This window comes from Streptomyces thermovulgaris (genome assembly GCF_002155915.1).
Lineage (GTDB): Bacteria > Actinomycetota > Actinomycetes > Streptomycetales > Streptomycetaceae > Streptomyces > Streptomyces thermovulgaris.
Map to the genome: position 1 here is coordinate 1 of NZ_MUME01000450.1, position 2,796 is coordinate 2,796.

General features: G+C 72.5%; 4 protein-coding genes. 3 read left to right on the forward strand and 1 reads right to left on the reverse strand.

Annotated features, from left to right (window positions below; all coding sequences use genetic code 11):
- Positions 1-1,000 (reverse strand): CapA family protein (locus CCN35_RS26155; protein WP_107501100.1); only part of this gene is annotated, 1,000 nt, incomplete at its 3' end.
- Between the two features lie 221 nt (positions 1,001-1,221).
- Between CCN35_RS26155 and CCN35_RS26160 the strand changes: the two genes are divergently transcribed.
- From CCN35_RS26160 to CCN35_RS26170, 3 genes are all read left to right on the forward strand, one after another.
- On the forward strand, positions 1,222-1,770 hold the full coding sequence (locus CCN35_RS26160; protein ID WP_067388511.1) for a sigma-70 family RNA polymerase sigma factor: 549 nt from the start codon (positions 1,222-1,224) through the stop codon (positions 1,768-1,770).
- 140 nt (positions 1,771-1,910) lie between these two features.
- Entirely contained in the window at positions 1,911-2,429 is a 519-nt protein-coding gene (locus CCN35_RS26165; protein WP_067388509.1) for a hypothetical protein, read from the forward strand.
- Positions 2,430-2,570: 141 nt separating this feature from the next.
- The coding region (locus CCN35_RS26170; RefSeq protein ID WP_143631837.1) for a zf-HC2 domain-containing protein at positions 2,571-2,796 on the forward strand (226 nt) is incomplete at its 3' end.

A 2,796-nucleotide genomic window follows, 5' to 3' on the forward strand; every position in this document is an offset into this window, starting at 1 on the left:
GCCCGCCCGGCCGGGCGGGCGGGGCGAAGGTGAAGCGGGCGAGGGTGCTCTGGCGGGAGCGCACGTCCCGCGGGGTGCGTTCACCGGCCGGCTGCCCGGCGATCTGGTCACCGGTGCCGTAGACCACCCAGGTGCCGTTGACCTTCTCGTACGGCTGCGGAACGTGGGCGCGGGTCCCGAGGATCAGGTCGATGTCGGGCCGGCCGCCGGTCCGCGCCCCGGTGAGCCTGCGGGCCAGGTCGGTCTGCTGCTCGTCGGGCGCCTCCTCCCAGGCCGGGCCCCAGTGCAGGGACACGACCACGACGTCGGCGCCCGCCGCGCGGGCGGCCTTCGCGTCGGCGAGGATCTGGTCCTCGTCGATCAGGCGGACGGCCCACGGCTGCCCGGACGGAAGCGGAACGTCCGAGTCGCCGGTGTAGGCCAGATGGGCGACCAGCGCGCCGCCCGCCCGCAGGAGCGTGCCGCGCGCCTCGGTCTCGCCCCGCGCCGACCCGGCGTGCCGCACCCCCACCTGATCGAGGACGTCCAGGGTGTACCGGACACCCTCCGCGCCGGCGTCGAGGGTGTGCTCGGAGGCGGTGGAGCAGCTGTCGTAGCCCGTCGCGGCGAGCGCCTGGGCCAGCTCGGGCGGGGCCACGAAGCGGGACGCGGCGGGGTGGGGGACGTTCGTGCCGAGCGGGACGCCGAGGTGACACAGCGCCAGGTCGGCCCGGGAGACGACGGACCGGACGTCCTCCAGCATCGGCCGGAAGTCGTGGCTCACGCCGCCCCCGTCGAAGCGGGCCCTGTCGACGACCGAGGGATCCGGCAGGATGCTGCCGGAGGCGACGAGCGTGAACGCGGAGGGCGTCTCCGCGGCGGGTGCCGTCGCGGCGCGCGACGCCGACGGGGCCGGGCGTCCGGGCGAGGCGTGCTGCTCCCTGTGATGGTTCTGGCAGGCGGCGGCCGCGGCGAGAAGGGCCGTCACGACCAGACCCACCTGCCGTCTGCGTGCGATCATCGGTTCACCCCACAGCGGTCGTATGGACAGACAAATGGGTACGAAGCTGACGGCTTCCGCAAACGGGATCGGTGCGTCGTTGGCCCGTCCGACGGACAGCGAGGGGCCGACAGGGGGCTGATGGACCGTTCGTCGAACCGTTCGGCGACGCGATCGACCGTCCGTCGCACAACGGTGTACGGTCCCTGTCCCCGTGGGGCCCTCTGCGATGCCATACGGCCATGACGGCCGGAATCACTCTCTCGCACACCACGACGACCGCCGAGCACGAGCTCGCCGCCCTGCAGCGTGAGCACGGAAGGCCGCTGTTCGCGCTGCTGCTGCGCCTGTGCGACGGCGACCGCCAGCGTGCCGAGGACCTGTTGCAGGAGACGCTCGTACGGGCCTGGCAGCATCCCGAGGCGCTGCGCGCCGACGCCTTCGACTCCGTACGGCCCTGGCTGCTGACCGTCGCACGCCGGCTCGCCATCGACGCGCGCCGGGCCCGGCAGGCACGGCCGCCGGAGGTCGGGGACGCCGACCTGGAGAACGCGCGGGTCATCGCCGACCACGCCGAGCGGGCCGCCGCGATGCTGGACGTCCGGGAGGCCGTGAAGACCCTCACCCCGGAGCACCGTGAAGTCCTGGTGCTGGTGTACTTCCAGGGGGCCAGTGTGGCGGAGGCCGCCCGAACGCTGGGAATTCCGCCCGGTACCGTGAAGTCCCGTGCGTTCTACGCGCTGCGCGCCCTGCGCCGGATGCTCCCGGGATACGCGGCCGACCTGCGATGAAACCGACTTCAGGGTCAAGTCTTCGTAAAGCGCCTTGCTGCGGACCTTCGCCGGGTAATCGGCTGTCCTCATCCGTGTTCCGGACGAGTCCCCCATCCGGGGCCGGGCCGGGAACGCGCACAGGAGGAAGGCAGGAAGGAATGCAGCACAGAGGGCAAGAGAGCACGGACGGCCACGACGGCGGCGAACTGACCGTCCCCATGGCGTGGTTGTACGCCGAGTACATCGCGGACGAACTGCTGCGGACCGGCGATCTGATGCCGCCGACGTCCTTCGAGTTCCGCGCCGGGCGGGACGCGCTGGCGCTCACCGTCTTCCTCTCCGACCCCGACGGCGAGCTCTCCGGCGCCCGGGTGGTCTCGCGGCTGGAGACCTGGCTGTCGCTGACCGCCTACGACCAGCCGTGGCAGGACTGGGTGTGCGAGCGGATGGCCGATCTCGCCGCCGACGCGCACGCCCGCGGGGTGCACTCCCCCGACCTGGCGCTGGCCGAGGCCGCCTGGCGGTGGCTGCGGGAGACCGAGCTGCTCGCCCCCGACCTGGACGCGGTGCCGGGCGGCATCGCCGGGGCGGTCGGAGAGGACGAGGGACCCAAGGTGTGGACGCCCGCCTGGCAGCTCGGACTGCCCCTCGGACATCTCGCCATCCATCTTTTTTAGATTCCGGCCAATCCGCGGACCCGGCCGCTCCGAACCTCTTTGATTACGATTCGGTGCCTGCCTGAGTGATCCGGCCGTCGGCTGCGTACGGGTGGGAGCAAGGAGTAACCCCACCCCCGCTCACAGGCACGAGGATTCGGCATGAGGTCCCTGGAAAGACATGGCGACGTCGGCGCGTACGCGCTCGGCGTGCTGGACGAGGCGGAAGCCTTCCGCTTCGAGGACCACCTCATGGAGTGCCCTCGCTGCGCGGCGCACGTCGCCGAGTTCGGACCGACGACACGGCAGCTGATGCTGTACCGCAGGGCCACGCCGCGCTTCGTGCACCCCATGGCCCAGCCCGGCCCCGGGCTGGGCCATGGGGTGC

What these genes read in the sequence shown, in the direction of transcription:
- CCN35_RS26160 (WP_067388511.1), top strand. Translation starts at nt 1,222, where the DNA reads ATGACGGCCGGAATCACTCTCTCGCACACCACGACGACCGCCGAGCAC.
- CCN35_RS26165 (WP_067388509.1), top strand. Translation starts at nt 1,911, where the DNA reads ATGCAGCACAGAGGGCAAGAGAGCACGGACGGCCACGACGGCGGCGAA.